The 23,577-nt window shown below is 69.3% G+C and carries 28 protein-coding genes; 10 read left to right on the top strand and 18 right to left on the bottom strand.

Annotation, left to right across the window (positions count from 1 at the left end; genetic code table 11):
- Positions 1-80: 80 nt before the first annotated feature.
- The 3 genes from BM310_RS14830 (at position 81) to BM310_RS14820 (ending at position 2,563) form a co-directional block, all read left to right on the top strand.
- Positions 81-686, top strand: coding sequence for a hypothetical protein (locus BM310_RS14830; protein WP_089809014.1), 606 nt, complete (start codon positions 81-83; stop codon positions 684-686).
- 110 nt (positions 687-796) lie between these two features.
- Positions 797-1,462: a potassium channel family protein gene (locus BM310_RS14825; RefSeq protein ID WP_089809012.1), complete on the top strand. Its 666-nt coding sequence runs from the start codon at positions 797-799 to the stop codon at positions 1,460-1,462.
- A 240-nt stretch (positions 1,463-1,702) separates the two neighbouring features.
- The gene (locus tag BM310_RS14820) at positions 1,703-2,563 is read left to right on the top strand and encodes a dihydrodipicolinate synthase family protein (protein WP_089809010.1); all 861 of its coding nucleotides are present in this window, start codon (positions 1,703-1,705) and stop codon (positions 2,561-2,563) included.
- Between the two features lie 40 nt (positions 2,564-2,603).
- Here the strand turns inward: BM310_RS14820 and BM310_RS14815 are convergent, their stop codons facing one another.
- From BM310_RS14815 to BM310_RS14800, 4 genes are read right to left on the bottom strand one after another with little or no spacing between them, the layout of a single operon-like run.
- The gene (locus BM310_RS14815) at positions 2,604-3,311 is read right to left on the bottom strand and encodes a TOBE domain-containing protein (protein WP_089809008.1); all 708 of its coding nucleotides are present in this window, start codon (positions 3,309-3,311) and stop codon (positions 2,604-2,606) included.
- A 45-nt stretch (positions 3,312-3,356) separates the two neighbouring features.
- Positions 3,357-4,190 carry an amino acid ABC transporter ATP-binding protein gene (locus tag BM310_RS14810; RefSeq protein ID WP_089809006.1) on the bottom strand — a complete coding sequence of 278 codons (834 nt, stop codon included), beginning with the start codon at positions 4,188-4,190 and terminating at the stop codon, positions 3,357-3,359.
- Positions 4,187-4,939, bottom strand: a complete 753-nt coding sequence (locus BM310_RS14805) for an ABC transporter permease (RefSeq protein ID WP_394328062.1) — start codon at positions 4,937-4,939, stop codon at positions 4,187-4,189. Before BM310_RS14805 ends, BM310_RS14810 begins: the two co-directional genes overlap by 4 nt.
- A gap of 24 nt (positions 4,940-4,963) precedes the next feature.
- On the bottom strand, positions 4,964-5,992 hold the full coding sequence (locus tag BM310_RS14800) for a substrate-binding domain-containing protein (protein ID WP_089809004.1): 1,029 nt from the start codon (positions 5,990-5,992) through the stop codon (positions 4,964-4,966).
- A gap of 258 nt (positions 5,993-6,250) precedes the next feature.
- On the opposite strand from BM310_RS14800, the gene BM310_RS14795 reads away from it, so the two are divergent.
- Complete coding sequence (locus tag BM310_RS14795; protein WP_089809002.1) at positions 6,251-6,727, top strand: DUF7384 family protein; 477 nt, start codon at positions 6,251-6,253, stop codon at positions 6,725-6,727.
- A 52-nt stretch (positions 6,728-6,779) separates the two neighbouring features.
- Positions 6,780-7,031, top strand: coding sequence for a hypothetical protein (locus BM310_RS14790; RefSeq protein ID WP_089809000.1), 252 nt, complete (start codon positions 6,780-6,782; stop codon positions 7,029-7,031).
- 121 nt (positions 7,032-7,152) lie between these two features.
- Here the strand turns inward: BM310_RS14790 and BM310_RS14785 are convergent, their stop codons facing one another.
- Positions 7,153-7,791 carry a non-canonical purine NTP pyrophosphatase gene (locus BM310_RS14785; RefSeq protein ID WP_089808998.1) on the bottom strand — a complete coding sequence of 213 codons (639 nt, stop codon included), beginning with the start codon at positions 7,789-7,791 and terminating at the stop codon, positions 7,153-7,155.
- Positions 7,792-7,913: 122 nt separating this feature from the next.
- Positions 7,914-8,198: a DUF5808 domain-containing protein gene (locus BM310_RS14780; protein ID WP_089808996.1), complete on the bottom strand. Its 285-nt coding sequence runs from the start codon at positions 8,196-8,198 to the stop codon at positions 7,914-7,916.
- Between the two features lie 120 nt (positions 8,199-8,318).
- On the opposite strand from BM310_RS14780, the gene BM310_RS14775 reads away from it, so the two are divergent.
- Positions 8,319-8,864: a hypothetical protein gene (locus tag BM310_RS14775; RefSeq protein WP_089808995.1), complete on the top strand. Its 546-nt coding sequence runs from the start codon at positions 8,319-8,321 to the stop codon at positions 8,862-8,864.
- A gap of 37 nt (positions 8,865-8,901) precedes the next feature.
- Here BM310_RS14775 and BM310_RS14770 read toward each other — a convergent pair whose 3' ends face one another.
- The 8 genes from BM310_RS14770 to BM310_RS14735 form a co-directional block, all read right to left on the bottom strand.
- Positions 8,902-10,527 carry a bifunctional N(6)-L-threonylcarbamoyladenine synthase/serine/threonine protein kinase gene (locus BM310_RS14770; RefSeq protein WP_089808993.1) on the bottom strand — a complete coding sequence of 542 codons (1,626 nt, stop codon included), beginning with the start codon at positions 10,525-10,527 and terminating at the stop codon, positions 8,902-8,904.
- Positions 10,528-10,561: 34 nt separating this feature from the next.
- Complete coding sequence (locus BM310_RS14765; RefSeq protein ID WP_089808991.1) at positions 10,562-10,879, bottom strand: 30S ribosomal protein S24e; 318 nt, start codon at positions 10,877-10,879, stop codon at positions 10,562-10,564.
- A gap of 108 nt (positions 10,880-10,987) precedes the next feature.
- Positions 10,988-11,515 carry a GTP-dependent dephospho-CoA kinase family protein gene (locus tag BM310_RS14760; RefSeq protein WP_089808989.1) on the bottom strand — a complete coding sequence of 176 codons (528 nt, stop codon included), beginning with the start codon at positions 11,513-11,515 and terminating at the stop codon, positions 10,988-10,990.
- A gap of 4 nt (positions 11,516-11,519) precedes the next feature.
- Entirely contained in the window at positions 11,520-11,717 is a 198-nt protein-coding gene (gene spt4 / locus BM310_RS14755; protein WP_089808987.1) for a transcription elongation factor subunit Spt4, read from the bottom strand.
- Entirely contained in the window at positions 11,718-12,296 is a 579-nt protein-coding gene (locus BM310_RS14750; protein ID WP_089808985.1) for a DNA-directed RNA polymerase, read from the bottom strand.
- Positions 12,297-12,303: 7 nt separating this feature from the next.
- Positions 12,304-12,747: a PIN domain-containing protein gene (locus BM310_RS14745; protein WP_089808983.1), complete on the bottom strand. Its 444-nt coding sequence runs from the start codon at positions 12,745-12,747 to the stop codon at positions 12,304-12,306.
- Positions 12,744-13,973, bottom strand: a complete 1,230-nt coding sequence (locus BM310_RS14740; protein ID WP_177232657.1) for a translation initiation factor IF-2 subunit gamma — start codon at positions 13,971-13,973, stop codon at positions 12,744-12,746. Before BM310_RS14740 ends, BM310_RS14745 begins: the two co-directional genes overlap by 4 nt.
- 146 nt (positions 13,974-14,119) lie before the next feature.
- Entirely contained in the window at positions 14,120-14,965 is an 846-nt protein-coding gene (locus tag BM310_RS14735; protein WP_089808980.1) for a DUF6517 family protein, read from the bottom strand.
- A 103-nt stretch (positions 14,966-15,068) separates the two neighbouring features.
- Between BM310_RS14735 and BM310_RS14730 the strand changes: the two genes are divergently transcribed.
- Complete coding sequence (locus BM310_RS14730; protein ID WP_089808978.1) at positions 15,069-16,052, top strand: DUF5787 family protein; 984 nt, start codon at positions 15,069-15,071, stop codon at positions 16,050-16,052.
- A gap of 21 nt (positions 16,053-16,073) precedes the next feature.
- Here the strand turns inward: BM310_RS14730 and BM310_RS14725 are convergent, their stop codons facing one another.
- The 3 genes from BM310_RS14725 to BM310_RS14715 form a co-directional block, all read right to left on the bottom strand.
- Positions 16,074-16,259 (bottom strand): hypothetical protein, encoded by a 186-nt coding sequence (locus tag BM310_RS14725; RefSeq protein WP_089808976.1) that lies wholly within the window; start codon positions 16,257-16,259, stop codon positions 16,074-16,076.
- 49 nt (positions 16,260-16,308) lie between these two features.
- Positions 16,309-17,133 (bottom strand): MBL fold metallo-hydrolase, encoded by an 825-nt coding sequence (locus BM310_RS14720; protein ID WP_089808974.1) that lies wholly within the window; start codon positions 17,131-17,133, stop codon positions 16,309-16,311.
- A 68-nt stretch (positions 17,134-17,201) separates the two neighbouring features.
- A complete protein-coding gene (locus BM310_RS14715; RefSeq protein WP_089808972.1) occupies positions 17,202-18,590 on the bottom strand; it encodes an ATP-binding protein in 1,389 nt (462 codons plus the stop codon).
- Between the two features lie 377 nt (positions 18,591-18,967).
- On the opposite strand from BM310_RS14715, the gene BM310_RS14710 reads away from it, so the two are divergent.
- The 3 genes from BM310_RS14710 to BM310_RS14700 all read left to right on the top strand — a co-directional run bounded on the left by BM310_RS14710 (position 18,968) and on the right by BM310_RS14700 (position 21,461).
- A complete protein-coding gene (locus BM310_RS14710; RefSeq protein ID WP_089808970.1) occupies positions 18,968-20,101 on the top strand; it encodes a thiolase family protein in 1,134 nt (377 codons plus the stop codon).
- A gap of 110 nt (positions 20,102-20,211) precedes the next feature.
- A complete protein-coding gene (locus tag BM310_RS14705; protein ID WP_089808968.1) occupies positions 20,212-20,724 on the top strand; it encodes a hypothetical protein in 513 nt (170 codons plus the stop codon).
- Positions 20,725-20,852: 128 nt separating this feature from the next.
- Positions 20,853-21,461: a hypothetical protein gene (locus BM310_RS14700; protein WP_089808966.1), complete on the top strand. Its 609-nt coding sequence runs from the start codon at positions 20,853-20,855 to the stop codon at positions 21,459-21,461.
- A 78-nt stretch (positions 21,462-21,539) separates the two neighbouring features.
- Here the strand turns inward: BM310_RS14700 and BM310_RS14695 are convergent, their stop codons facing one another.
- The gene (locus BM310_RS14695; RefSeq protein WP_089808965.1) at positions 21,540-23,402 is read right to left on the bottom strand and encodes a cation:proton antiporter domain-containing protein; all 1,863 of its coding nucleotides are present in this window, start codon (positions 23,400-23,402) and stop codon (positions 21,540-21,542) included.
- Positions 23,403-23,577 lie beyond the last annotated feature (175 nt).

Genomic DNA, 23,577 nt, shown 5'->3' with positions numbered 1-23,577 from the left:
GATTTATCCCCCTTCGACGCCTCTGCGAGGGTGTGAAGTGGCGTCTCCCTCCCAACGCGGGTTCGCTGGCGGCGGGAGGCATGCGACTGGCCATCGCCGGCATCCTCGGATTCGGTCTCGCCACGCTGAACGCGAGCATCGTCATCAACGCCGCGGCGGCCCTCTCCATCACGTACCTCCCCGCCGTTCTCTCCCGCGACTGGGGTATTCGGCTCTCGCCGGGACTCACGCTGTGGGTGACCACCGCCGTCCTGCTTCACGCCGTCGGGATGGTCGGCCTGTACGACGGCCTGTGGTGGTACGACCACCTGACGCACACGCTGTCGGCGATGCTCGTCGCCGCCGTCGGGTACGCGTCGGCCCGCGCCGTGGACAAGTACAGCGAGGCGGTGTACCTCCCGCCGCGGTTCATGTTCGTCTTCATCCTCACGTTCACGCTCGCTCTCGGCGTCGTCTGGGAGGTGCTGGAGTTCTTCGCCCGTCTCGCCGCGGACTATCTCGGCGTCGAAGCCATCCTCGTCCAGTACGGACTCGCCGACACCATCACGGACCTGGTGTTCGACACCGTCGGCGCGGTACTCGTGGCTCTGTTCGGGACGGAGACGCTCTCCGGCCTCGTGGACTCGCTCCACCAGCGGTTGGAGGAGGCTCGCCCGAACGCCGGGGACGGCGAACGGCAGTCGTAACGCGTGTTCGTCGCGCCGGACGATGGTCGTGCCGGGCGACGGTCGTGCCGACTGACCGGTCCCGGCGGCGACTGTGGGTTTTAATCCGTCCCGCGTCCACCACTGTGGGTATGAAGGTTGTTATCGTGGGGTACGGTCGCGTCGGTGCCCGAACCGCCCTCGTCCTCCGCGAGGAGGGTCACGACGTGACCGTCGTGGACAACGACGAGACGAAGGTCGAACGCGCCGAGGAGGAAGGGTTCGCGGTGGTGGCGGGCGACGGGAGCAACGAGTCCGTGCTTCGCCGCGCCGGCGTCGAGGACGCCGACGCCGTCGGCGGACTGACCGGCGACCCGAACGTGAACTTCGCGGCCTGCATGGTCGGCAAGGAGTTCGGCTGTCGCGCGGTCATGCGCGTGAGCGAGGACTACCGACAGGAGATATACGAACGCTACGCCGACGACGTCGACGAGGTCATCTACCCCGAACGTCTCGGCGCGGCGGGCGCGAAGACGGCCCTCCTCGGCGGTAACTTCGACGCCATCGGCGATTTGACGGAGGGGCTCCGCATCTCGACGGTGGTCGTCCCCGAGGGCGCGCCCGTCGTCGGCCGGAAAGTCGCGGACATCGACCTCGGGTCGGTCGGTCGCATCTACGCGCACGGTCGGTCGAGAGAGCCGATGACCATCCCGTTTCCCGGAACGACGGTGGAATCGGGCGACCAGATGGCGCTCCTCGTCGAGGAGGACGGACTGGCGGAGGTGCGAACAATCCTGCTCGGCGAGAACGGAGACTGAAGGGGGGAACGCGTAAACGGTGCGGCGTCACGGGGGAGCGACGCCGTCACCAAACGGCCGGAATGCCGAACCGGGGGTGGGTGTGCCGGGCGCGCGGGTGGGAGGATGGGAACTGAGGCCGTCAGTTAGCGCGCCCACCGAGACGGTACTCGTCGCGGAACTTAAATCCGTGTCAGACGGACGAGTGACCACGCGCTGACGCGGGAAAACTACATGACGCTGCCGGGTGACGTTCGCCCGATGCAAGGTATCGGACCCCCACTCGTGACGCCGTTCGCAGACGACGGAACCGTAGACGAGACTCGCCTCCGCGAACTGGTCGCGTGGGTGGAGGACCGCGGCGTCGACTTCCTCGTCCCGTGCGGGTCGAACAGCGAAGCAGAACTCATGACCGCCGAAGAGCGCGCTCGCGTCGTCGAAGTCGTCGTCGACGAGGCGAGCGTCCCCGTCCTCGCCGGCACCGGCTCCCCGGGCTACGAGGAGACCCGACGGGCGACGGCCGACGCCGCGGCCGCCGGGGCCGACGCCGCCCTCGTCGTCACGCCGTTCTACTACTCCCACGACGACGCCGCCTTGGAGGCCTACTACCGCGACTTGGCCGACGAGGCCGAGATTCCCGTCTACCTCTACAGCGTCCCCGCGTACACGGACGTGAAACTCCCCGTCTCCGTCGTCGGCGACCTGGCGACGCATCCGAACGTCGCGGGGATGAAAGACTCCAGCGGCGACGTGGCCACGTTCGTCCGAGAGCGCCGACTGACCCGCGACGCCGACTTCGACCTCATGGTCGGGTCCGGCGGCGTCCTCTCGCACGCCCTCGACGCGGGCGCCGCCGGCGGCGTCCTCGCCGTCGCCAACGTCGCCCCCGAAGCCGCCACGTCCGTCTACGAGGCCCACCGCGACGGCGACTCGGAGGCGGCGCGAGAGCGAAACGAGGCCATCGTCGAACTCAACCACGCGGTGACGGCCACGCACGGCGTCCCGGGCCTGAAGGCGGCCATGCGCGCCCGCGGCGCGCCCGCCGGGCAGGTCCGGCGGCCGTTCCGACCGGTGTCCGACGACGCTCGCCGGGAACTCGAACGGCTGGTCGAACCGCTCTGACCGGCCGTCCGGTCGGGTGCGCCGCGCTCCGCCCGCCGACTCACCGCGGTTCGACGGCCGCGGGCGTCGCTCGCGTCGCCGTGGCCTTCCACGAGGCGACGACGCGCGCGCCGGGAGCGAGCGACAGTCGGCGGACGCTCTCGACGGTGAGGAACGCCCGAAGCGGCGTGGTGAGTCCGGCGTCCACGGCGACGGTGGCGACGGCGTCGCCGCGTTCGACGCTCTCGACGGTCCCCGCGAGGCGGTTTCGCGCGCTCGTCGCGTCCTCGTCCGGCGCGTCGTCGGGTTCGTGCAGCGTCACCGCGTCGGCGCGCACGCTCACGGTCACCGACGTCCCCGCCGCGCGCGCGGGTTCGGTGGCGACGGCGCGAATCGTCCCCGCGGCCGTCTCGACCGCACACAGTTCCCCCTCGACGGTCTCGACGACGCCCGAGACGACCGTCTCCGGCACGTCCGCGGTCCCGGACAGCGCGGCCTGCAGGCGGTCGAATCGGCCCAACAGGTCGTGCGCCTCGTCGGTCAGTTCGCTGCCGCCGCCGCCGGACCCGCCACGTCGCCGTTCGACCAACGGACCCAGCGCGTCCTCCAGTTCGCGGAGCCGGGTCAGACACCGCGCGCGCGACCGACCGAGTTCCGCGGCGGCGGCGCTGACCGACCCCGCGTCGCCGATGGTCGCGAGGAGGCGCGCGTCCGACCCGTCGAAGGAGACGTCGCCGGCGTCGAGGTGCGCGTCGAACGAGTCGTCCATGAGCGTCTCAACGCGACGCAGCACAAAAAGCCCGCAGCCGCCGGCTCAGTAGACGAGTTCGCCGTCGAGGAACTCGCGGGTCCGCGAGTCCGTGGGGGCCTCGAACACCTTCGCCGTCGGGCCGCACTCGATTATCTCGCCGCCGAGGAGGACCGCCGTCCGGTCGGAGACGCGCCGCGCCTGTTGCATGTCGTGCGTGGCGAGACAGACGCCCATGCCCCGGTCTCTCGCGGCGCGAACCGCCTCCTCGACGATGGCCGTGTTCCGCGGGTCGAGGTTCGACGTGGGTTCGTCGAACAGCAACACGTCCGGTTCGGGGGCGAGGGCGCGCGCGATGGCGACGCGCTGGGCCTCGCCGCCCGACAGCGACGCCGCGTGTCGGTCCGCCTTCTCGGCCATGCCGACCGTCCGCAGGGCCTCCTCGGCCGCCCGCGGCGTCTCCGCGGAGCCGAGGAACCCGCGGACGGCGGCGCGAATCCGCTCGCCCCACGAGGCGCGGACGCGCAGGCCGTAGGCGGCGTTCGACGCCACGGTGGCCGAGAACAGGCTCCGGTGCTGGAACACCATCCCGAGGCGTCGACGGACGCGGAGGCGTTCCTCGTCCGTCATCGCCCACACCTCGCGGTCGTTCGCGGTGACGACGCCCGCGGCCGGCGGTTCGAAGCAGGCCAGGAGGCGGAGCAGCGTCGTCTTCCCGCTCCCCGAGGGGCCGACGACGGCCAGCACCTCGTTCGGTTCCACCGCGAGGTCCACGTCGGCGAAGACCGTCTCGCCCTCGAAGCCGTGCGTGACGCCGCGCGCGGCGAGGCGCAGGCCGCCGGTCGACCCGTCGTCGCTCCGCCCGTCTCCGGCGGCCGCCACCTCGCGGGCTTCGCTCATCGGCCGTCACCTCCGCCCAGCGACGTTCCGACCGAACTCGACCGGTCGCCGGCGGTTCGCTTGCCCGGCGTCCGGTCGCGGAGGTGCGACCCGACGGCGTTCACGCCGAGGACGAGGACGAGGAGGATGGCGCCGAGGGCCAGTCCCGTCTCGACGTTGCCCTTCCGCGCCTCGACGGTGATGGCCGTCGTGAGCGTCCGCGTGTAGGAGGTCTGGTCGGAGAAGACGATGTTGCCGCCGACGATGAGCACCGACCCGACTTCGCTGATGGCGCGGCCGTAGCCCGCGAGGACGGCCGTGACGATGCCGTACCGCGCCTCGCGCAGGACGACCAGTCCGACGTCCGTCGTCGTCCCGCCCGTCCCGAACGCCGCCTCGCGCAGGTCGTCGCCGACGGACTCGACGGCCGACAGCGAGACGCTGAGGACGACGGGCGTGGCGAGGATGGTCTGGGAGATGATCATCGCCCGCGGGGTGAACAGCAGTTCGAAGTCGCCCAGCGGTCCGGAGTTCGAGAGGGCGAGGAGCACGACGAGGCCGACGACGACGCTCGGAAAGCCCATCCCGGTCGAGATGACGGAGGTGAGCGCCGACTTACCGCGGAAGTCGCCGAACGCGACGGCGACGGCCACGGGGAGGCTGACGGCGGTGCTGACGGCGACGGCCACGGTGCTCACGTACAGCGAGACGAGCGTGATGCTGACGAGGTACTGCGTGTTCAGGTCGCCGAACAGCGTACCGACGAGCACGGGTGAGCCTCTGCCCCCGTCCGACTAAAAGTCCTCGGGGACGACGGCGTCGACCCAGTGCTCGAACCGGAGGTCCTCCTGCGACTGCGAGGAGCCGTCCCAGTCCTCGGGGACGTACTGGCCGAACTGCGGTTCCTCCGCCAGCGCGTTCGGGAAGAACAACTGCGACCCGTTGGCGGTGTAGCCGTCGATTATCTCCTGCCCCTGCGGTCCGGTGAGGAAGCCGGCGTACGCCATCGCCAGCGAGTAGTTCACGTCGCCGTACTTCGCGGGGTTGACCGGGATGACGCCGTAGGGGTTCTTCAGGATGGTCGGCCCGTCCTTCAGCGGTCCCTGCACGTGGATAGTGAGGTCGATGTTGTCCTTGGTCGCCAGATACGTCCCCCTGTCTGCGAGCGTGTACGCGCCGGACTGGTCGGCCTGCACCAGCGTGTCGCCCATCCCCTTGCCTATCGCGCGGTACCACTGGCCAGACGGGTCGACACCGGACGCCTCCCAGATGTTCAGCTCCTTCTTGTTCGTCCCCGAGTCGTCGCCGCGGGAGACGAACGTCGACTCCGTCTCCGCGATGGTGGCGAACGCCTCCGTCGCCGACGACATCCCGCCGACGCCGGCGGGGTCGTCCGGCGGGCCGACGACGACGAAGTCGTTGAACATCACGTCGCGACGGTTGACGCCGAAGCCGTCCTGCAGGAACTCGTCCTCCGCGCCGCGGGCGTGGACGAGGATGACGTCCGCGTCGCCGTTGCGGGCCGTCTCGATGGCCGCGCCCGTCCCCTGCGGGATGGTCTTGACCGTCGCGCCGAACTGCTCTTCGAACACGGGGTTGAGCGCGTCGAGCAGGCCGGTGTCGTACGTGCTCGTCGTCGTCGCCAGCGTCAACTCCGCGTCGCCCGACGGCTCCGACTGCCCCGCGGCGTCGGCCGTCGCGCTCCCGTCCGTCGACTCCGCCTGCGTCTGCGCGTTCTCGCCGTCCTCTCCGGTGCACCCCGCCAGCGCCGCGAGCGTCCCCGCCCCCGTCGCCTGCAGGAACCGTCGGCGTTGTATCGTCATGGACACATCGATGGGCGTAGTCGAAATAAAGCTATGGTAGTCGGCGTAATCGCGAGACGGTACGTGAGCGTCTCCGACCGACCGAGAGAAACCGTCCGAAGTTGCCACAGCGGTCGCTCACGGAACCGTCACGTTTCTTTCCCCACACGACCCTACCGGCAGATATGGAGACGTGGGCCACGCTGTTCGACCGGGCGGCGCCGTTCGAGACGGACGAGGAGACGATTCGCGAGACGCTCCGCCGGCGGCGCGAGGGCGATGACTGACCCCGACCCGAGTCCGGCGCGCGTCGTCGCCGACGCGGACGTCCTCGCCGCGGACCTCCTCGTCGATGGCGACGCCCGCGACGCCCTCGACCACCTCCGGGCGCACTCGTGGACGACGCTCGTGGCCAGCGACCCTCTCCTCGACGACGCCGAGTCCGTCGTCGCCGAACTCGCGGACGCCGAACTCGCGGCCGACTGGCGAACGCGCGTCGAGGCGTGGCGCGACCCCGTCTCCCACCCCGCGGGCGACCACCCGGCACTCGGGTCGGCCTACCGGGGCGGCGCGATGCACGTCCTCACGTTCGACGGCCGTCTCACCTCCGCCCGCGCGGCGACGACGCTCGGCGGTCGATTCCCCGTGAGCGTCCGCGAACCGCGGGCGTTCGCCACCCTGTTCGACGCGGCGAGCCTGTACGAGGAAGTCGTCGGCGGCGACTACCCGGGACCGGACGCCGACCCGCGGGAGTGACGCCGCTCCCAAAACTTGTTAACCACCGAGTCAGTCAGTATCGTATACAGTTATGCCAGCGAAGACGGGCGGTTCACACGCACTCGCGGGGTTCTCGACGCTCGTGGTGGGGTCGTTACTGTCGAAGTATCTCTGGGCCGTGGTCCCGTCGCTCGGCGAGGCGTCGCTTCTCGCCGTCGGCCTCCTCAGACGCGTCACCGGGGCGTCGCTGCCGGTCACGGAGCAGTTCGCCGGGTCGCTCGTCGTCATGGTCGGCCTGTCGTTCCTCTGGGGGGTCTTCTTCCATCTGGGCCGCCGCGCGTAACGAGTTCGGTTCGCCGGCGTACTCGTCGACTCACTGCGTTCGCCGTCTCCCGTTCACTCGCACTGCTCGCTCCGGGACCACCGATGGACTCGCTTCGCTCGTCCATCGAGGTTCGCCTCGCTCACTGCGTTCGCTCGGCGAACCACTCCCCGAACTTCGCCAACGCCCGCCCGCGGTGCGAAATCGCGTTCTTGGCCTCCGCGTCCATCTCCGCGAACGTCGTCCCCTCGTGTTCGAAGATGGGGTCGTAGCCGAACCCGCCCTCGCCGCGCGGGGCGACGATGCGCCCGCGGACGGTGCCCGTGAACAGTTTCACCGGCAGGGCCTCCGTCTCCTCGTCACCCTGTTCGGCACCGCGGGCGGCCGCGGCCGTCCGGTCGTCGCGGTCCACGGGGTCCGGCGACGCCTCGAACCCCGCGCCGTCGCAGTACGCGAGGACGCAGTCGAACGACGCCCGGCGGGGGTCCTCCAGTTCGCTCGCGACCAGTCGGGACACCGCCTCGACGCCGAGAGTGTCCTCGACGTACGACGAGTACGGGCCGGGGAAGCCGTCGAAACCGTCGACGAACAGGCCGGCGTCGTCCACGAGGACGGGTTCGTTCGCGTGGCGGTACGCCTCGCGCGCCCCGTGCGCCGCGATGGGGCCGAGTTCGGACGCCTGCACCTCCGTGTAGTCGTAGTCCAACTGCTCGACGCCGTCGTCGAGGTACTGCAGGGCCTCTCGCACCTTTCCCGGGTTCGTCGTGACGTAGCGAAGCATCTACTCGCCTGTCGCGCGGGTTCGGAGAAAGATGCGTCGGTCGGCGTCGCGTCCGCGACGCGGCGGGGTCGACGGCCGCGAGCGACGGTGCGGACGCGAGAGCAGGTGCGTCGCGTCGGTCCTCAGTCGACGATGACTTCGACGGGTCCGTCGTCCTCGTCCTCGTCTTCGAGGTCCGGTCCCGTGGCGGAGGAACTGCGCTCCTGCCAGAGGAGGGCACCGACGACGACGACGACGACCCACGACCGCCAGTTCGCGAGGTTCAGCGTGTAGCCGATACCGAACGGCTTCTTCACGAGCATCTTCTCGCCGGGCTTCCAGTACGACGAGAGCATCCGGCCGAGCGACGGGCGCTCGAAGTTGTACGGCACGCCGAGAATTTCTCCTTTCTGCGGTTTGTCTGCCATGTGGAGTCGGTACGCCCGCGCCGGATAAATCGTTTTGGTGTAGCTGCACCGTCTGGAGTCGCCGAGGCGGCGTCGTCCCGCAGAAAGCACTTATCGCTGTTGGCCGACCGGTCGCACGCGATGCCCTCCACGCGTTCGACTCTCGCCGTCGCCGCACTGTTCCTCCTCGCGGGGTGCCTCGGCGGCGCCGCGCCCGGCACCGACGCGCCCGACACCGACGCGCCCGACACCGGGTCGCCGTCGGAGACGACTGCCACCGCCGCGGCCGCGTACACGCCGCTCCCGGATCGGTCGACGCCGTTCCCCGAGGGGCCGAAGTCGCCGCCCGAACGACCCGCGGAACTGACCGCGGAGTCGCTTCGTCCCTACCTGACGACGTACGAACGCCGGTGGGTGTACAACGAGATGTACCCCGGCCCGAACAAGAACTACGAGGCGCACGTCTCCGACTGCGAGGTTCGCTGGCTGGACGAACGCGACGTCGGCTACGTCGCCGTCGTCGCCTGCACGGCGTACGCCGAGTACGAGGCGATGCCGGCGGAGAACGGGACGCCCGTCCGGACCCACGCCGACTGGTTCACCCAGTCGTTCACCTACCTCGTCGACGAGGACGCGGTGGTTCGCCGCCGCCCGACGGACGCCGAGGCGAGACGCGCGGACGACTGACCCGGCGACGAACGGACCCGACCGCTCCCCCCGAGCGCTACTGGTACCGACCGCGCCCCTCGACCTGCCGGAGGCGCGTCAGCGCGTCCGAGTCCGGGTCGAACGACTCGCCCTCGTCCGCGCGTGCGACGGCGGCGTACCCGTCCTCGAACGCGCGCAGGAGGGGTTCGGGGTCGTCCGCGGTGCCCTCGACGCTCTGGCCGAACACGTGCAGGTCCATCGCGTGGTCCTCGACGTGGCCCGTGTGGTAGCCCAGTCCGAAGTCGATGAGGTACGTCCGGTCGTCGTCCACCCGGACGTTGCGCGTCGTCGGGTCCCCGTGGACGAACCCGGCGTCGTGGATGGTGGCGAGGTGCTCGCCGACCCGCCGACACCGCGCCTCGGTCAACGCGCCCGCGAGGTCCGTCTCGCCGACCGCCTCGAAGACGATGACGCCCTCGGCTGGGTCCACGTCGCGTATCACCGGCGTCGGGACGCCGGCGCGACGGGCCAGACTCGTCAGGCGTGCCTCCGCGCGCGTTCGCTCCGTGCGCAGTCTGTTGTCCAGTTCCGGATGGCGGTACGTCTTCGGCACCCGGCGCTTGACGACGGTGCCGTCCTCGAACGTCACCGTCGCCTCCGCGCCGCGAATCTCGTCCGCGGCTGTCGGGTCGCGGGCGACGGACTCCTCGTCGTCGCGCCACGTCACCGGCACCTGGTCGGGGCGGAAGTTCGGGTCCACCGACGAGTCGGGGACGGCCAGGGTGTCGCCCGCGGCGAGCATCCGCGCGCCGAGGACGGCTATCATCCCGGCGTTGTCGCGGAGGAACCGCGGTTCGGGCGCGTAGAACGCCGCGCCGCGTTGCTCGCACATCTCCGCGAGCATCTCCCGCAACCGCTGGTTCTGGCCGACGCCGCCGCCGAGGACGAGTTCGTCCGTCCCGGTCAGCGACAGCGCACGCTCTGCGACTTCGGTCAGCATGGCGAATATCGTCTCCTGCAGGCCGAAACAGACGTCCTCGACGGGGACGCCGTCGTCGTAGGCGTCCTTCGCGGCTGACATGATGCCCGAGAACGAGAAGTCCATCCCCTTCACGACGTACGGCAGGTCGCAGTACTCGCCGTCCTCCGCGGCCGCCTCGACTTTCGGTCCTCCGGGGTGGGTCCAGCCGACGTGTCGGGTGAACTTGTCGATGGCGTTGCCGACGCCGGTGTCCATCGTCTCCCCGAGGACGCGGTACCGGCCGTTGTGGTAGCCGAGGAGGTGCGCGTTCGCTCCGGAGGCGTTCAGACAGACCGGGGAGTCGAACCCCGAGCCGTGGCGCCCGATTTCGAGGTGGGCGACCATGTGGTTGACGCCGACCAGCGGGACGTCCAGCGTCTGAGCGAGTGCGCGAGCGGCGGTGCCGACGATGCGGAGGCACGGGCCGAGTCCGGGGCCGCGCGAGAACGCGACGCCGTCGACGGCGGGGCCGTCGCCGTCGGCCGTCTCGGCGGCGCGGTCCAGCACCGTCTCGACGACGGCGGGGATGGCCTCGCCCATGTGCTCGGCGGCCTCGCGCGGGTGGATGCCGCCGCTGTCGGGCTGGTACGGGTCGGATTCGATGATTACCTCGTCGGTCGCCGTGTCGAAGAGCGCGGCGCTGGCGGCCCACGCGGTGCCTTCGATACCTACGATGCGCATCGAGAACGAAGTGACTGCGAGATGCGAGGCCGAGTCAGGCTTCCTCGGCTTCCGCCTCGGGTTCGCCGTCTTCGGCTTCGATCTTGTTCCGGTCGAGCATGTAGTCCTGTTCGACGTCGCGGGCGAACTCCGGCGACTCGTACACCTTCGCGTAGCCGGCCGTCTTGCGCATGCCGAACTTCGTGTCGAGCGCGTGGATGACGACTTCGTCGGAGTCCTTGTTCAGTTTCGCCGCGAGGCTGTCGCGGACGGACAGACGGGAGGGCGTGGCTTCCTCGTGGACGACTTCGAACCGAACGTCCGTTCGGTGCAACATGGGGTTCTCGTCTTCGGAGATGACTTCGATTTCCATAGTCAGTTGGGCTAATCTCCACTCGAAAGGAGTAAAAGGATTTCGAAGGGCCGAGACGACCCGAGAGCCGGACTCTCGTCTCCGTTTGCCGTTCGCCGGCGTCGGCACTCACGGTTCGAGACGCGAGAGCAACGCCGCCGCGTCCCCGTCCATCCGCCGGAGCAGCGACCGCATCTCGGCCTTCGCCTCGTCGGTCACTTCGACCAGCACCATTCCCTCGTCGGGTTGGCCGTAGACGACGCTGGCTCCGACGGGCGCGGCGACGACGGCCGGCGGCGTCGCCAGGTCCTCCTCGCCGTCGACGACGACGGTCACGGGGCCGTCCGCGGCGAGGGCGTCGACGAGGGCGTCGGCGAGCGCGCCGGTTATCTCGCCCGCGGGGTTCGCCACGTCCAGTCGCGACTCGGGGTCCGACAGCTCCCGCCGCACCGCCTCGTCGACGGCCGACCGCTTCGTCAGGCCGTCGACGACGGCGACGTCCGGCACCCGACCGGCCGTCCGCAGGTGGTAGGTGACCACGTCGCCGACGGCGACGAGCGGCGTTCCGGCGTCCGCCAGCAACGCCTCGGTGTCGGTGTAGAGCGAGCCGAACGGCTCCTTGAACTCGCCGCGCAGGTCCGCTGGAAGCCGGAGCATCCGCCTATCTGACCTTCAGCGCGTAGCCGCCGGCTTCGGTCACGTTCATCTCCGTCGCGATTTCGCTCTCCTCGGGGTGGGTGATGACCACGTACCCCGCCCAGTCCTCGGTGAGGCTGGACGACCCGCAACTCTCGCACGCCTGCGAGTCGGGCATGTTGATGTAGTGGCACTCGCGGCAGGCCAGACGCGGCTTGGCCATCTATCGACCCTCCGCTTCGGTCGCGGCCTCGCTGGCCTGTCGGTCCGACTCCAGCCAGCCGTGTTTGCCGAGGCCGGGCTGTTTCGCCGTGAGACCGATCTTCGAGTCGCGCGGGTTGCGTTCGTCGATGCTCTTGGTGACGACGCGAACGCGCACGGAGTCGCCGACGGCGAGCGTGCGGTTCGACTCCGTCGAGGCGAGCTGTTGGTTCTCGCCGTCGTAGGCGAGGTACTCGTCGGAGATCTGCGAGACGTGTAGCAGCCCGTCGACGGGGCCGATGCCGACGAAGGCACCGAACTCCACGACTTCGACGACCTGTCCGTCGATGACCTCCTGCATGTCGGGGTCGAAGGTGACCGCGTCGAACTCGGCCTCGTAGTAGACGCCCGCGCGCCCGGGGAGAACCGTCCCTTCGCCGATGTCGTGAACGTTGGTGACGCTCACGACGCTCCCGACGTCTTCGTCCATCCGTCCTTCAAGTTTGTCCTGCAGGAGTCGCTTGACCCGTTGCGGGGTCACGTCAGCGAGATGCTCCGGCGGAACCTCCACTGTGTCTTTGAGTCGTACCCGTTTGTACATCGTAGTGCTAAGGCTCTGTTATGTCCAGTTTGTGGTGCCCCCTTATACCGATTACCCGTACGCCGCGTTCGAGCAGTCGGTCGCGAAGGGGTTTGTCGTTCGTAACGACGCAGTCGAAGCCGCGTTCGGCGAGTTCGACCACGGCGTCGTCCGCGTACGTCGCGTCGGTGTCGACGACACGGCACCGGTCGGCCGCGAGGTCCGACCCGACGCTCGCAGCGACGCCCTCGGTCCCGGCACCCGCGGAGAGTTTCTCTAACTCCCCGACGACGGGCGCCGGCACCACGAGGTCTACGTTCGCGGCGAGCAGTCGGTCGAGTTCGTCGAACAGGCGAACGTCGAGTTCGACGGGCATCATCAGCGCGTTGGTGTCGAGGACGACCGTCGTCGTCGCTGCGTCACCGCCCGCGTCAGCCTCGCTGTCCGTCCGGTGTCGTGTCTCTGTCGTCACTTCAGCGTCCCGATACCGATGAGTCGCCACCGCGCGCCGACGCGGCGGTTGATGGCTATCTTCGCACCGGCGGCGGCGCAGACGGGGCGCTTCAGCGAGACTTCGGCCTCGCCCGTGCGCGCACTCGTCACCGCGCCGACGGTGGTCGCCGTGCCCACGGTGAGCATCAGCGGTTCGCCCGTCGAAATCTCCTCGACGGTCTCCTCGTCCTCGCCGACCACGCGGTTGAGCAGTTCCACGTCCATCGTGAACTCCTCGCGCGTCGGCGGCAGCGACCCGGGTTCGCCCGCGACCTGACCGGCGAGGGCGTCACCCTTCGTCAGACTGGGGTCGAGACCGGTCCCGACGCCGCAGAGGCCGCCGGGGCGGACCTCGTCGCTCATCTGTCCGCCCGCCTGCAGCGACCGGATGTCGGTGGTGATGGGCTTCCACTCGGTCTGCCCGCCCTCTTCGACCTCTCGGCCGGGGCGGAGTTCGAGTTCCTCGCCCTTCGTCAGTTTCCCCTCGACGACGGACCCGCCGATGACGCCGCCGGAGAGGTCCTCCCACGTCGTCCCGGGGCGGTTGATGTCGAACGAGCGAGCGGTGAACATCCGCGCGGCCTTCGTCTCGTCGCGTTCGGGCGTCGGAATCTCGCGCTCGATGGCGTCGATGAGGAGGTCGATGTTCACCTCCTGCTGGGCGCTGATGGGGACGATGGGTGCGTCCTCGGCCACCGTGCCCTTCACGAACTCCTGAATCTGCTCGTAGTTCTCGACCGCGCGGTCGCGGTCCACGAGGTCGACCTTGTTCTGCGCGACCACGATGTTGTCGATGCCGATGATGTCCAGCGCCATCAGGTGCTCTTCGGTCTGCGCCTGCGGCACCTCCTCGGTCGCACTCACGACGAGGACGGCGCCGTCCATGATGGCCGCCCCGGACAACATCGTCGCCATCAGCGTCTCGTGACCGGGCGCGTCGACGAACGAGACGGTGCGCAGGACCTCCGTCTCGTTGCCGTCCTCGTCCGTCTCCTCGACGGTGTAGCACTCCGGCGGGTCGGCGCCGGGAATCTGTCGGAACGTCGCGTCGGCGTAGCCGAGGCGGATGGAGATGCCGCGTTTCATCTCCTCGGAGTGCTGGTCCGTCCACGAGCCCGATAACGCCTGCACGAGCGTCGTCTTGCCGTGGTCTACGTGACCGACCAGTCCGATGTTCACCTCCGGTTGTTGTGGGTTTTGTGTCACCATTGACCTCCTGAGAGTAATCTTGGGGAAGTTTCGCCCCGAACGACTGATAAAGTTGCTGTTCTCGCGACGCGGAGCGTGCGCTGTGTGGTCCCGCGACACGTCCGACCGCGCGAGACGGCGGAGTTCGACCCCGTCGCGCGGCGCTACTCGACGCGGCGCATCAGACCGAACAGTTCCTCGCGGTACGCCGCCGGCGTCAGGCCGAGGTCGATGTCGACGCTGAGTTCGATTGCCTCCGAGGGCGACTTCGTCACCGCGCGGGCGAAGTTCTCGGCGGGGAAAGCTCCGCCGGCGACGAGGACGGAGTCGTTCGCGATCCACGCCGCGAGGTGCCCCGAGACGGCTATCTCGCCGCCCTCGATGGTTATCTCCTCCTCGCCGACGCCGACGGAGAACCCCTCGAACGCGAACGTCGCCTCGTACTCGGTCAGGCGCGCCGACGCGCCGCCGGCCACGTCGAACGTCCCCGTGTCAACCCGTTCGACGGGTGCGAGTCCGGCCTCCTGCAGTCGGTTCCGGAACTGCGTCCGCGACTGCGACTCCACCTGGTCGAGCAGTTGCTGCCGCCCCGCGCCGGCGGGGAGACTCGTCAGGTCGGGGTCGAACGTCACGCGCGAGGCGAAGAACGTCGAGAACTGCGTGGCCGCCTGTCCGAGCGTCTTCTCCGCTATCGCCGCGCGGAGGGCGGCGTCCTCGTACAGGAGCGTCCGCGTGGCCGCCGTCACCGTCACCGGCCCGAACGACTCCTCGAACGCCGGGTCCCGTGTCACGTCGTCTACCTGTTCCCATCCCCCCTCGGCCAGCCGACTCTCCGGCACGCTCGGCGGCCGTCGCGCCGCGCTCACCGTCCCCGACGTGGTGCTACACCCGGCGAGCGTGGAGACGCCCGCGGCGGCCGTGAGGCCGAGGAACGCGCGTCTGCCGCGTCTGCGCCCGTCGCTGTCGGTTCGGTCGTTCCGGTCGGGTCTCTGCCCTTGCTCCCCATCCATGCGGGACGTTCTCGCCCACTCGTTCAAGTAGTTTTCCGTGAACTGACGGATAATTGAGTGTATTCGTGTCCCTTTTGTCCGCGCCACGCGCAGGTGGCGGTACGTGGCCGCAGGGACCGACCGTCCGCGCGAGTTCGCCTTCGAGGTAGCGCTCTGTTCGCACCTCGAACAGACCACGGAGTGGGTGCTCGGTCGGCAACTCGGCGCCGCCGTCGCCGCCCCGGGCCGCCGCATCGTCGACGTCTGCGGCGTCGTCCCCGGGCCGGCCTTCGAGGCTCGCGCGGCCGTCACCGAAGCGTCGATTCCCCATCGCGCCATCACCAGCGACGTGGGCGTCGGCGAGGCGGTGTTCTGGCGCGACGCGTTCGACTGCCACCGCGACGCCGCCAGAGACGCCGTCGACGGGGCCGTCGACGTCGGCTTCTTCGAGTCGGAGTGGCGCGGCGGGCGCGAGTACGTCCGCCGGACGACGCGCTACCCCGACGACTGGTTCGGCCGACTGGTCGGCGTCGAGAACAAACCGGACCTCGGCGACCCGGGCGATTTGGAGCGCCAACTCCGCACGGACGTCTCACTGGGCCTGTTCGACGAGGTGATTCTCGCCACGGAGAGCTACGTCACTCGCGCGCACCTGAACCGCATCCCTGCGGCCGTCGGCGTCTGGCGATTCGACCCCGCGACGGGCGACCGAACGGTCGTCCGGGAGCCGACGCCGCTCGATTCCGACGCCGCCGGCGTCGAACTCGCGGCCGAACGCCCCCTCCGGACCGACGTGTCCGTCGTCTCGGCGGCGGAGAAGCGACGGGCGCGACTGCGGGTCGCAGAGCGGACGTACGGCAAGGGCTGGCGGACGTACGACCTGCCGCCGTGCGCGAACGCGCGTGCGACCGACGACGGGCGTCCCTACTGCGCGGCGTTCGACTGCGTCGTCGAACCCGGCCGCGACTGCGGCGCGGACTGCCGGGCGTTCGAGTCGGGCGACCCGTCGGCGCTCGACGCCGCCGCACTCCGCGACGACCGGACGCCGTGGGTGCGCGACCCCGCGGGCGTCGCGCGGCGGCAGAGCGGCCTCGACCGGTTCCTGTGACACGCGTCGCTCGGTTCCGTCTCACTCCTCGCTCCGGTCGGCGTACACCAGTCCGACGGTGACGACGAACCCGAACACGAGCATGAACACCGCGCCGCCGACGAAGTCGACGCGGCCGTCCACCGCGTACGAGACGCCGGTGTAGACGACGCCCCCGACGAGGGCCATCGGAATCGCGGTCTGGAGGCGGCTGAGAACGTCGCTCATGACTGCCGGTGCGCGCGCGGCGGTCAAAACGTTCCGGTTCGCGCCGCCGCTACAGGTCGTACTGCTCGCCGTCCACGGCCAGCGGTTCCTCGAACGCCTCCTCGACGGGGTAGTAGTGCGCGGTGTGGACGAGGCGGGTTCGCGCGGCGTTCAGTTCCTCGGCGAGAGAGAGCGCCCCCTCCCGCGTCATGTGCTTCGTGCCGAACGTCCGCGGGACGCCGGCCTCGTCGTGGTGTTTCCCGCCGAGCGGGTGGTGTTTGCAGAGCGACGCCGGGACGATGCCGTCGGCGAGGAACAGGTCGGGGTCCGACAGCACGGCCTTCGAGTCCTCGGGGACGCCGTAACTCGTGTCGCCCGACAGCGACAGTTTCGCGCCGGTCTCTGGGTCCTCGACCGCGAGTCCGTAGCAGAGGAGGGGCGGGTGGTCAACCGGCACGAGCGTCACGTCCAGCCCGCAGGTTCGGAACGCCTCGAACGGCGCGTGCGCCTCGACGGAGATGCGGTCGAGGTAGTCGAACTTCGAGGCGACCGTCTCGGCGACGCTCTGGCCCGTCTTCGGGTCCGTCTCGTCGGCGGCGTGGACGGGCAGGTCCTCGAACACGCGGTAGGCGTTGCCGAGGCCGTCGATGTGGTCGAAGTGGATGTGCGTGACGAGGCCCGCGTCCGGGAGGGGCACGTCGTGCGTCAGAAACTGCTGGCGGAAGTCGGGGCTGAAGTCGACGAGCAACGACTCGCCCGTCCGGTCGTTCTCGACGTGGACGGAGAAGCGGGTGCGCTCCACGCCCCGGGCTTTCGCCTCCCGGCAGGTGTCGCAGTCGCACCCGACGGTCGGCGTCCCCGTCGTGTCGCCGGTGCCGAGGAGAGTGACGCGCATCGTCGGGTGTAGGGGACGGGTGAGTGATAAGCGTAGTCGAAGGGGAACGGCGGTGCCGGCGACCGCGCTCAGTCGTCGTGGTCGTGGTCGTGGTCGTGGTCGTGCGAGTGATCGTCGTCGCCCGCGCCGTCGCCCGCCATCAACTGCTCGCCGTCGGACATCATGTCCATGTTCTTCAGGTTGTCCCGCTCCTCGAAGTCCTCGACGGCGTCGACGATGTCCTCCTGCGTCAGCGCCATCCGCTCCTCGGTGAGGGCTTCGAGGACCGCCTCGCGGAGGACCATGCGCAGGTCCGACCCGGTGAGTCCCTCGGTCCGGTCGGCGATGTCGTCGGGGTCGAACTCCGTGACGTCCATCTGCTTCGTGATGATGCGGAGGATGTCCGAGCGCATCTGCCGGTCCGGCTTGGGGAAGTTGACGATCTCGTCGAAGCGCCGCCACGCCGCCGCGTCGAGTTGGTCGGGGTGGTTGGTCGCCCCGATGAGGATGACCTCGTCGCGGATGAGCGAGATGTCGTCGATGCTCTTCAGCAGGGTGTTCACCGCGCGCTTGAGGGCGGCGTGCTCGTCCGACCGGCGGGTCTTCGCCACCGAGTCGAACTCGTCGATGAAGAGGATGCACGGCGACAGTCGCTTGGCCACCTCGAACGTCTTCTCGACGTTCTTGGCCGTCTCGCCGAGGTACTGACTCGTTATCATCGAGAGTTTCACCTCGACGAACGGCAGGCCGAGTTCGTGCGCCAGCGCGCGGGAGACGGTGGTCTTCCCGGTCCCGGGCGGCCCGACGAACAGTATCTTGCCGATCTCTCTGAGGCCGATGTCCGCGAGGTACTCGCGGTGTTCGATGGCCTTCATCAGCTTGTGAATCTCGCCCTCCTGGTCGCTCGTCAGCACGAGGTCTTCGAGGGTCATCTCTATCTCCTCGGGCGCGCGGACCTGCACGAGGTCCAGCATCTCCGCGTCCTCCTCCTCGTCGAAGTACTGGTCGAGGAGGCTGTCTATCCAGACGCGGTCGGCCTGAATCGACCGGGTCTGCTCGCGCGCCTCGGCGTGGGTCACGTCCACGTCGTCGCGGTCCTCGACGGCGGCCGCGATAGTCGGGTTGGTCTCCAACTGCTCACGGTCGGCCCGTTCGAGGTACCAGTCGACGGCCATGTCGGGTTGCGTGAGGGAGATGCGTCCCGAGAAGTCCTCGCGCTGGGTGAACATGAGGTCGGAGATAGCTTCCCACGGCCGTTCGACGCCCGTGGCCTTCCGCGCGACGCTGTCGGTCACGACTAGGGGGCGTTCGATGCCGATGGGGGCCGTTTCGTCGTCTTCGTTCTCGTCGTCCGGCGGGTCCGTCCAGAAGACTCGGCGGTACCGCGGCGGGAGGTCGTTCTCGTCTAACTCACGGTTCTCGGAGTAGAGATTGGCCGTGAGGAGGAACTCGACCACCTCGAGAGCCGGGTCACTCATCCCCGCAACGTTGCCCGCCAGACGGCATAAGACCGTCGAAGGCCGCTCAGGCGGGCGAGTGTCGCCGCCGCCGTCCGCCGGGGACCCACCACGGAAGACGCTATCGGGTGTCCGATGTCCTCCGCGGACGTGCAACTCACCGCGTTCCGACTAGTTATCGGGAGAACGAGTGTAGATGTTCAACAACGGCCCCCGACTCGGCACCCGGACGGTCGGCGTCCGCGTCGTCACCGAACTTCGACGGCGTTCGAATCGACCGCCGCGTCCGTCGCGGCCCGGTTCGTCCGGGCGTCGCGGAAACCGCGAGTGCGTGAAACTCCGTGCCCGTCTCCGAGAGTTCTACCCCATTTATCACCACGGAAACCGGATGGGGGAACATGCCTCAACCAGTCATCGCGGCCGCGTACCGCACTCCGTTCGGGAAGGCCGGCGGCGTCTTCGAAGACGTGCGAAGCGAAGACCTCTCGGTCGCCCTCATCGACCACATCCTCGACGAATCAGACCTCGACGCCGAGGACGTGGACGACCTGATGTGGGGCGTCGCCCAGCAACGCGGCGAACAGGACAACAACGTCGCCCGCGTCATCGCCCTCCTCTCGGAACTCGGCGAGGGGACGCCCGCGACGAGCATCAACCGCTGGTGTGCCTCCTCGATGCAGGCCATCATCTCCGCCTCCGACGCCATCGCGGCGGGCAACCGCGACTGCATCGTCGCCGGCGGCGTCGAGAGCATGTCCCGCGTCCCGATGGACGGCGACTCCTACCAGCACCTCCACCCCGAACTCTCCGAGCAGTACAACGTGTTCCAACTCCAGATGGGGATGACCGCCGAGAAGGTGGCCGAGGAGTACGGCGTCTCCCGCGAGCAACAGGACGAGTACGCCGCGAAGAGTCACGAACGCGCCGCGGAGGCGACGGACTCCGGCCGCTTCGACGACGAAATCGTCCCCATCGAGACCGACGACGGCGTCGTCACCGAGGACGAGGGTATCCGCCGGGACACCTCCGTCGAGACGCTCGCCGGACTCGACCCGGCGTTCACGGGCGACGGGACGGTCACCGCCGGCAACTCCTCGCAGGTAACCGACGGCGCGGCGGCCGTCCTCGTCACCTCCCGCGAGTTCGCCGAGGCGAACGACCTCGACGTCCTCGCAGAGGTCGGCACGAACGCCGTCGCCGGCGTGGACCCGACGGTGATGGGCATCGGCCCCGTCCCGGCGACGCGCAATCTGCTGGAACGCAACGGCCGCGACGTCGAGGACTACGACCTCGTGGAACTCAACGAGGCGTTCGCCAGCCAGTGCGTCTACGCGCGCGACGAACTCGGCGTCGACCCCGAGCAGTACAACGTCAACGGCGGCGCAATCGCCATCGGCCACCCCCTCGGCGCGTCCGGGGCGCGCCTGCCCGTGACGCTCATCCACGAGATGACGAAGCGCGACGCCGAACGCGGACTGGCGACGCTCTGCGTCGGGTTCGGACAGGGAGCGGCCATCGAGTTCAACCGGTAGACGCGGTCGACCCCGCCCGCGGTGCGGTCGGAGCACGCCGACGCCCGACCGTTCTCGCCCCGTAAGAAGCGGCGGCGAAGTTCTTGACTCCATGACACGTATCGTCCACCATGAACCGACAGACTCGTCTCTCCGTCGCGGTGGGACTCCTCACGCTCGCCCTCGGCGCGCTGTTCGCCGTCACGCTCGAAGCCCAGCAGGCGGCGGGAACCGGCGCGTCGACGTGGCTCCCGTACGTCGCCGAGTCGCCGGCGGTGACGGTGATGGTGTACGACAACGCCGTCGCCGTCGTCGGCTTCGTCCTGTCGCCGGTGCTCCTGTTCGCCGTCGGGTTCGTCTTCGGCCGACGTCTCGACCTCCCCCGGGCGTACGGCGGCGTTCTCCGGGCGTTGCTCGTCGGCTGTGTCGCGGGGTACGGCGTCGGACGGGTGGCCGCCGTCCTCTGGACGTACGGCCTCGACCTGCCGGTCGCGGCGGTGTTCGGCATGGTCGTCCCGGCGGTGGTGTTCGTCGCCGCCCGCACCGTCCTCGTGGGCTTCGCCGGCGTCTCCGTCGGGTATCTCACCGCGGCCGGGACGGGGCGCGACGTTCGGGCCCCCGAGGAGGGGCAGTCGGCTCAGTGACGCGGCGCGGACGCGGCGGTTCGCCGGCGGTGGCTCGGTGGCGCGGCGTTTCACCGGCGTCGGCTCGGACGACGCGTCGCGGCGGCCACGACGCTTTTTGAACGCCCGTCCGACCATCTTGACGAACGATGACTGTCGAGCCTTCGAGCGACGCCGACGGCGAGGAGACGCTCAACCGACGTCGGTTTCTCGCGGGGGCCGCGTCTCTCGGTGCCGCGGCGGCGACGCCCGCGTTCGTGGGGACGGCCGCCGGCCAGTCCGAGTCTCAGCAGAACAAGACGACGCCCGTGGCGGTACAGAACACGGCGCCGACGTTCGAGAACGACGACTACGTCGGCCTGTTCGTGCAGGTGTCGGGGTACGACCGCGAGGCCTCTCAGCAGGGCGTCGGAAGCTGCGAGTTCGCCGGGAGTCAGGAGGACCTGACCGGCTACGACGTGGAGATGATAGACACCGCGAGCGAGGCGAACCGGTCGGAGCCCGCCACGATGTTCGCCGTCACGGAGGGGACGAACGTCCAGGTGGGGAAACTGTTCGTCGTCAACGAGCAGTCGGCCTGTTCCGGCGGGTACGTGACGCTCCAACTCGAAGAAGTGGGGAGCAGTAGCATCCAGACGCCGGGCGCCGCCGGCGGTTCGGAGACGGGGTCGTCGATTCCGGGGTTCGGCGTCCTCGCCGGCGCACTCGGCCTCGGCGCGGCGGGCGCGGCGGCCGCCGCGCGCTCCGACGACGACTGAGACCGGTCGGCGACGACGGAGACGGCCGTCGGACAGAAGGGAACTACCGCCGGCGGCCCGGACGGCCGATGGACCGCGTCACTCGTCGGGGTGGACGAACTGCATCGCCTGTCGGACGGCGTCGTGGCTGCCGATGACGGTGATTCGGTCGCCGTGCTGGACGGTGTAGTCCGCGCTCGGAACGGCCGTCTCGCCGTCTCGGGAGACGAGCGCGATGAGACAGCCGTCGGGCAGTTCCGGTCCGATGTCGCGGACCGTCTTGCCGACGATCTCCTGCGAGGTGACCTCTATCTCCTGCACGTCGCCCGAGCGACCGATTTCGCTCATCCAGTTCATCATCGCCGGCCGTTCGATGTAGTTGTCGATGGCCTGCGCCGTCGCCAGCACCGACGAGATGGTGCGGACGCCGAGTTCCTCGAACGCCTCCACGTTGTTCGGGTTGTTCGCCCGGGCGATGATGGTCTCTGGGTCGAACTTCGAGGACGCCAGTTGGGAGACGAGCAGGTTCACGTCGTCGTCGCCGGTGGCGGCGACCACGATTTTGGCGTTGGCCGCGCCCGCAGAGCGCAACACGTCCGTGTCGGTGCCGTCACCTTGGTGGACGGTGTGACCCTCGTTGCGGGCCGTCTCGATTATCTCCGCGTTCTGTTCGATGAGCACTACGTTCTCTCCGCGGTCTTCGAGGCGGTCGGCGAGCGAACGGCCCACCTTCCCGCCTCCGATGACGAGTACACGCATTGGTATGACGTCGAGGTATTCGGCTATCTGTCTCGCGAGGCCGCCCTCGAAGACGACGGTCACGAGGATGACGAGGAAGACGGTGCCGACGAGGGTGTCGGCGGCCTGCGTCAGGCCCTCCGCCCGCAGTTGGATGGCGAACAGCGTCGCGACGGACGCGGGGATGATGCCCCGCGGGCCGACGAGGCTCATGAACCACTTCTCGCCCGTGGTGAAGCGGTCGCCGCGGGCCGACAGGAACACGAGCGCCGGTCGGAGGACGAGGGCGACGACGGCGACGACACCCAGTCCGCCGAGGCCGAGTCGGAGCAGGGTGCCGAAGTCCAACAGCGCCGCCAGCGCGATGAAGACGAACGAGAGGACGATGAGCGTCACGTCGCCCTTGAACGACTCGATGTCGTGCTCGTACGGGACGTCGGCGTTGCCGAGCAGGATGCCGGCGGTGGCGACGGCGGCGATGCCCGCCTCGGTGGCGATGAAGTCGGCCGCGCCGTAGGCGACGAGCGCGCCCGCGAGGACGAGCAGTCGCGCGTTCTGCGGCGCGTTACCGGGCGAGAGGTCCACGTATCGGAGCGCGTAGAACAGCGTCGCGGCGACGAGGCTGCCGACGACGACGCCGACGCCGAGGCGTTCGGCGAACAGCGTCAGGAGCACGCTGGGCTCGGTGGCACCCACGATGATGGCCTCGAAGATGACGACGGCGAGGATGGCCGCCGTCACGTCGTTGACGATGCCCTCCGTCTCCAGCACCGCCTCGACGCGGTCACGCGCCGGGACGACCTCCAGAATCGGGGTGATGACCGTCGGCCCGGTGGCGACGAGAAGCGCGCCGATGAGAAACGACAGGGGCCACGACGCGCCGAGCAGGAAGTAGACGGCCGCGGCCGTTCCGACGAGCGCTATCGCCGCGCCGACGGTGACGAGCCTGATGGTCGCCGCGGGCGCCTCCCGCAGTTTCTCGATGCGGAGGTGGAACGCCCCCTCGAAGACGATGATTGCGACCGAGAGGCCGACGATGGCGGACAGGCCGCCGCCGAACGACTCCGGACTGACGACGCCGAGAACCTCCGGGCCGAGCAGTATGCCCGAGGCGATGAGAAACAGCACGCTCGGAACCTGAAACCGGTCCGAAAGCACCTGCGAGACGACGCCGATACCGATGATGGCGGCGACGATGTAGATGAGATTCGAGCCAGCCGCCACTATGACACCTCCATGTATTCCCGCCGATGTGACGAATGGACATAAAAGCACACATTCACGACGCTCTTTTCCGGGTGAAAATTGAACAATCGTGCGGAAATACCAAGCCGCTCCGAATATGCTCGAACGCGGCGACCGACAGCGGCCGCCGGTCGCCGGCGTGGGCCGCAGGCAC

The organism is Halogeometricum rufum (genome assembly GCF_900112175.1).
Lineage (GTDB): Archaea > Halobacteriota > Halobacteria > Halobacteriales > Haloferacaceae > Halogeometricum > Halogeometricum rufum.
Note: the sequence above shows the minus strand (reverse complement) of the source record. Positions and strands in the feature narration are given on the sequence as shown.